Consider the following 6335-nt stretch of genomic DNA (forward strand, 5'->3'; position numbering starts at 1 on the left):
GACTCGTATTTCGCTCATCTTCAATCTGTTCACCCCACGAAACCGGATTAACCCGTAATTCACCAATCTGATAAAAACTACCATCTTCGTTATAAACAGGAAGCGTAGGAGCCCAACGAATCGCATCTTTCAAGATATTTCCTCCCTCATTACCAACATTGGAAGAGATTGGTGTGATATCATCTAAAATCTTACCGTAGGTCAAATTGATTCCAATCTTTAATTTTCCATCCATTCCTGTTTGATTGGCATTTAAACGTGCCGTGTATTTTTCAATTCCCGACGACTCAATGATACCATCTTGAGCATTATACCCAAAAGATGCACGGTAATTACTGGTAGCTGAACCTCCTCCAAACGACAAATTATGATTCTGACTGAGTGCTGTTCTGTATATAGCATCTTGCCAGTCCGTATTGGCTCCTTCATCAGGAAAAGCCAGGTTATTACTCTGCGCATAGTTACGGTATTCATCTGCTGAAAGTACTTCTAAACTTTTACGCACTGAGGATACTCCAACATAAGTATCGTAAGAAACTGATTCTCCTAAATTTTTACTTTTAGTCGTAATGATGATAACTCCATTCGCTCCCCTTGAACCATAGATCGCTGTTGCAGATGCATCTTTCAATATTTCAATTGACTCAATATCAGAAGGGTTGATTGCATTCAAGGGGTTAGTACCTTCAGATGAGAATGGTGAAGTACTTGATTCTCCGGCAACATTAACATACTTATTAGCCGAGCTGAATTGCAATGGAACTCCATCAACGACATACAAAGGATCATTTCCTGCGGATACAGAACTTGATCCTCGAACACGAACAGTGGAAGCTGCCCCTGGTTGTCCACTATTTTGGATAATATTTACCCCTGCAACCTTACCTTGCATGAGTTGCTCTGGCGCAACTGTTATTCCTAGATTAAAATCTTTAGCACTAAGAGAGGAAATAGAGCCCGTAACATCAGCTCTTTTTACAGTTCCATAACCAATGGCTACCACTTCTTCAAGACCAATAGTTTCATCTTCCAAAATAACATTTAGGTTGCTTTTACCGGCTACCGGAACTTCCTGACTTTTCATCCCTACAAAGGAGAAAACCAACACTGCATCAGAAGGAACTGCTGACAACATGTACCGACCATCGAAATCGGTAATTGTTCCATTTGTAGTTCCTTTAATAACTACGGTTACACCCGGAAGAGGTTCACCTCCAACGCCGGTAACAGTACCTTCAACATTTATTTCCTGTTGAAGCATGTTGTAATTCTCATTTTCGTTGGTATTGAAAAGAGCAACTTGTCGGCCAACAATTCGATATCCGATTTCTGTTTGATCCAACACTTGTTGAAGAATTGTTTCCAGATTTTTATCCTGACTATTAATCGAAACTTTTTTGGTGGTATTAATAACACCAGAATAAAAGAAACGATACTGACTTTGATCCTCAATTGTTTTTAAAACATCTTCAATCGTTTTGTTTTTTGCAACCACCGACAGTTTTGTCGTTTGAGAATAGGTTCCTGAAGCGACCGCTGTAAAGATCGTTAAGCATAAAATAAAGATACTTAGCTTCATAACAATTAGTAGTTTAAAGAAGAAAACACTTATACTAGCTTCCTTCAATCCATTTTTTTTCATAAGTTTGAATTGTAAGATTAATAATTTGCAAAAATTATTCACTACAGGTGGGGAAGTTCGCGGCTTTCCCACTTTTTAGCTTTTGTTTCGTTCGACTTGTGTTACATAGGCATGCTGTTTATTCCAAATTATTATTATTTTCTTGTAATAATAAGTTTCCGAAGATCCTTATCGTATTGATAGTCGACTGGCATTGTAAGCTGCATTAAATCCAACACTTCCCGAAATGCTTCAAACTCAATTCTTGCAGTTAATTTACTGTTTAATAGCGATGGGTCAGCAATTTCAATCTCGACATTATACCATCGTTCCAATTTCTCAGCGACAGTGCTTAACGGATCATTTTTGAATATCAACTGATGATCCTTCCATGCGGAGTATAAATGGGTATCCACTGTTTTTAGCGTAATGTTGTATTCCGAAGTATCAACAGTCGCCTGATGTCCGGGCGAAAGAAATTGCTTCTGATTTGACTCTGTCCTTAAGGACACTTTTCCTCGCTCCAACGTGATTGCTGGCAATTCATTATCATATGCCAAAACATTGAAAGCAGTTCCAAGCACTTCGATATCGACATGCTTCGTTTCCACTATAAATGGTTCACTTCCCTTTTTTACATCAAAATAAGCTTCACCTGTAAGTTTTACGATTCTCTTATTACTTGTAAACTTACTAGGAAAACGAATTGAGGAGCCCGCATTTAACCATACTAAAGTACCATCAGACAGCTCGAATGAGGTTTGCGATGCCAGCGGTGTTACAATGGTTTGTTCAATACCTGAAGATCGACTCTGCCATTGAATAAAGTACGCGATCAACAATGGGACAAACAAAACAGCCGCAATTCGAGACACATAAAAAACTAATTTTCTGGTCTTTGAATCGCCAAGTTCTGTTTTATTCAATTCGTAATGAATTCGATGTAATGTGGGAGATAAGTCTGGAGTTTCAATCGTCCGATCATTGTCTTTCCAATCTTCACTCATATTCTCTTCGAACAAATTTTGATTTTTTTTGTCGGTCGCAAGCTCAATAAAGGACTCGAAATCCTCCGTACTACAACTATCGCTCAAATATTTCCTGAAATATGATTTCATCCTTCTTTTTTGCTTTCTTAATGGTATACGTCTAAAGGTAAAAATACCCCTGCTATAAATTCTTCTTTTTTTTCTTTCCAGAGAAAAAAGATTAGGTTGCGTGTCTATTAAGTAGTGCGAATAATTTAGTGTCATGTTTCGAGTCTTTAACAATTTGTGATAGAAGCGAAACCGAAAATATCAAATAGGTCCGTGACCTTATTATTTTCAAAAGAACATTTTCGTAAATTTACATTCTCAAAAATGAGACGTGCTCTATGAAAGATGCTGATCTAATCAAGGAACTGAAAAGTAATAACAAGAACTCGGTCAATCAACTCTATAGCAAATATAGTGATCGGCTATACCGATTTATATTTGGTTATTTGAAAACTGAAGAAGATACCCTTGATTTGATTCAGGAGATATTCATTAAAATCTGGAACAATCGGAATTCCTTAAGAGAAGACACCAGCTTCGAGTCCTATCTTTTTACGATTGCAAAAAACACCATTATTTCAACCTTCAGAAAAAAGCTATCTGAAAAAGAATATTTCGAGTACGTAAAACAAAAGGCTGTTAAGAATTCGAGCGAAACGGAGAAACAGGTAGATTACAACCTATTGTCAGAGAAAGTACAGTTTTATGTAAACGAACTACCCGAACAAAGAAAGCGCATTTACACATTAAGTGCAGAAAAAGGATACACCAACAAAGCCATAGCCAACGAATTAAATATTTCTATAAAAACCGTTGAAGATCACATCACTAAAGCCCGCCGATATTTACAGGAAAATTTAAAAGAGTACGGCTTTATAGCCATACTCTTTCTTAATATGTTTATCTAGTAACGGACTAATTTTGAACTCATTCTGTAACACGATTCAAAAAGAAGAAAAATCAATTTTTCACGTAACGGGATAACTTTCAATATAATTAGAGTCTAAAAAGCGGCCCCAATATTTACTAGTTTAAAATGAACACAGAAAAGGATTCTGGTTTCAAAACTACGTTTAATTTATTCTGTGAAGTTTCAATCGATTGTTTTTTAGGCACAATTAAATTCGGCTTATCCAGCGTATTTTCAACCTCTAAGTCAGCTTGCAATATAATTTGCCCTCCACTTTTAACTTCCTGTTTCAACTTGCTAAAATCAAAATCAACAGTTCTGGACTCTTTCGAAGTATTTGCAACTTTAATTATCAGCTGATTTTTATTTTCATCAATTACGGCACTTGCATACAATCCGTTTTGGCCGATCACGTTTTCTTTATTCAGTTTTACTTGTAACGCTTCGGTTCCTTTGTTTAAGCTGTACAATTGTTGCACATAGTAATTCGCTGATTTTACCGACCGTAAATTGTCAAACCAAATCATATCAGGCTTCCATTGCCAGGCATCAACGTGAGCAAACAAAGGCGCATAAGTCGCCAGATGCACAACATCAGCATTACGTTCCAGGCCGGTCATAAAAGCAGCTTCACAAAGCGCAGAGTAAAATGAATTTTTCTTCGCAGGATAATCGTGGCAAGCATATTCTCCGGCGAATACTTTAGGTCCTTTCCGGCTGTAATTATCATAGCGCCCGGCATTACTTAAAAACCAATCCGGATCTTTATAATAGTGTTCATCAACCAAGTCAGCATCCAGCTCCTTCATCTTGCTCCAGAGGTAGTCAAACCGTTCTCCATCGGCACTCGGACCAGAAGAACCGATAACAAGCATGTCAGGATACCTGGCATTTATGGCATCAATAAACTGCTTTAAATGCTCCGGAAAATCTTCGCCCCATTGTTCGTTTCCAATTCCAATCATTTTCAGATTAAAGGATTCCGGATGCCCCATTTCAGCACGAACTTTCCCCCATTTCGAATCGACCGGGCCATTGGCAAATTCAATTAAATCCAAGGCATCCTGAATATACGGAGTCAAATCTTCGGCTACTTCTTCGGTAGCATATTGGCACGCAATTCCGCAGTTTACAACAGGTAAAGCGTCAGCTCCTAAATCTTCACACAACTGAAAATACTCGAAGAAACCCAATCCGTACGATTGAAAATAATCGGGAGTAAACCGATGTTGAAATTCATAATTCCACCGATTTTCGTTTGTTGGGCGATTTTCAACAGCACCAACTGAATTTTTCCACTGGTAACGAGTAGCCAATGAATTTCCTTCAATAATACATCCTCCGGGAAAGCGAAAAATACCTGGATCCAAATCAGCCAAGGCCTGAGCTAAATCCTGACGCATGCCATTTTCGCGACCTTTAAATGTTTTTTCAGGAAACAACGAGACATGTTCAATATCGACTGCTCCAAACGATCGCAAATCAATACGCAGCTTTGAGTGGGCATCGGTTTGCGAAGGTGTTAATGTCAGTGTATATTTTTGCCATTCATCCGAGTCAACCGCAATATCGTCTTTCGCTAAAATGTCCATCCCTGACGAAATCAGTTCAACCCGAACCTTTCCTTCTTTCGAATCAATATTTCTGGCATAGAAACTGAGATTGTAGCGTTCACCCTTCTTGAGCCCAATTCCACGAAACCCTTCGTTAATAATTCCGGTTCCGGTTAACAAGCCCGTGTTATTCAACCTCAAATAATGTGGGTTACGCTCAAATGGTGCATCCTCTGTCCGCACATTCACCTTCCCATAAGTTAGCCAGCCCATTGTTGGCGAGTTCAAAAATTCAAACGAGCGGTTTTTAACCAACTCCGCATACAGTCCGCCATCGGCTGCAAAATTAATATCCTCAAAGAAAACACCATACATATTTGATTGAATCGGAATTTCCTTTTTAGGTTTTGTAATTTCAATTTTATACACGTTCTCTTGTGCTCTTAATTGAATCGAAAAAGCAACGAAAAGCATCAGAATGAATAGATTCTTTGTTGTCATGATTTATCTTTTAGTCGTTGTGTTTTTTTACTTTTGACACCGATTACAAAAGTAGCAAATCAATAAGAGTATTTTTTACTTTTTAAACCTATTTTTTAACATCGTAAAATATTTACATTCATTTAACGTATACATACGTCGCTATTTCAATTTATGACGTATATTTGCGTCAATAAATTGAAACGAATGACGTACGCCAAAGTAGAACTTTTTGACCAAGACTTGCAGGTAGCGGCGGGCTATTTCAAAGCCCTTTCGCACCCTGCCCGTTTAGCAATCCTGAAATACCTCACTGAATCAAGAGTCTGCATTTCAGGCGATATTTCAAATGAACTGCCATTAAGCAGAACAACGGTAAATCAACACTTAAAAGAGTTAAAAGAAATTGGTTTAATCCAGGGAACAATTAACGGATCGAAAACTAATTACTGCTTGAATAAAGCGAAAATTGAGGAGATGAAACAAGTGTTGAACAAATTTACCGATAGCGTGCAATTACCTGAAAATTTCTCCTGTAAAAGCTAATTTTAAATAGATACAAGATCAAATTTTAAAAAGTATGAAAGTATTAATACTCTGCACCGGCAATAGTTGCCGCAGCCAAATGGCTCATGGTTTTTTACAATCCTTCGATCCTTCAATAACAGTATGTTCGGCTGGAACCGAGGCTTCCGGCAAGTTGAATGAAAAAGCAGTTCAGGTCATGTCAGAGA

6 protein-coding genes are annotated in these 6335 nt (G+C 37.9%); 3 read left to right on the top strand and 3 right to left on the bottom strand.

The features are described from left to right. Together ACTB00_RS19650 and ACTB00_RS19655 are read right to left on the bottom strand one after the other, a co-directional pair. On the bottom strand, positions 1-1579 hold a 1579-nt coding region (locus ACTB00_RS19650; RefSeq protein ID WP_463301612.1), incomplete at its 3' end, for a SusC/RagA family TonB-linked outer membrane protein. 197 nt (positions 1580-1776) lie between these two features. Continuing rightward, entirely contained in the window at positions 1777-2739 is a 963-nt protein-coding gene (locus tag ACTB00_RS19655; RefSeq protein ID WP_463301613.1) for a FecR family protein, read from the bottom strand. Between the two features lie 257 nt (positions 2740-2996). Here ACTB00_RS19655 and ACTB00_RS19660 point away from each other — a divergent pair, with 257 nt between their 5' ends. After that, a complete protein-coding gene (locus ACTB00_RS19660; protein WP_463301614.1) occupies positions 2997-3566 on the top strand; it encodes an RNA polymerase sigma factor in 570 nt (189 codons plus the stop codon). A gap of 118 nt (positions 3567-3684) precedes the next feature. On the opposite strand, the gene ACTB00_RS19665 is transcribed toward ACTB00_RS19660, so the two are convergent. Next, positions 3685-5622 carry an alpha-L-arabinofuranosidase C-terminal domain-containing protein gene (locus ACTB00_RS19665; RefSeq protein WP_463301615.1) on the bottom strand — a complete coding sequence of 646 codons (1938 nt, stop codon included), beginning with the start codon at positions 5620-5622 and terminating at the stop codon, positions 3685-3687. 186 nt (positions 5623-5808) lie between these two features. Here ACTB00_RS19665 and ACTB00_RS19670 point away from each other — a divergent pair, with 186 nt between their 5' ends. Together ACTB00_RS19670 and ACTB00_RS19675 are read left to right on the top strand one after the other, a co-directional pair. Beyond that, positions 5809-6147 (top strand): ArsR/SmtB family transcription factor, encoded by a 339-nt coding sequence (locus tag ACTB00_RS19670; protein WP_463301616.1) that lies wholly within the window; start codon positions 5809-5811, stop codon positions 6145-6147. Between the two features lie 34 nt (positions 6148-6181). Then, positions 6182-6335, top strand: a 154-nt coding sequence (locus tag ACTB00_RS19675) for an arsenate reductase/protein-tyrosine-phosphatase family protein (protein ID WP_463301617.1), incomplete at its 3' end; no start/stop codon positions are given.

Source organism: Sunxiuqinia sp. (genome assembly GCF_055140945.1).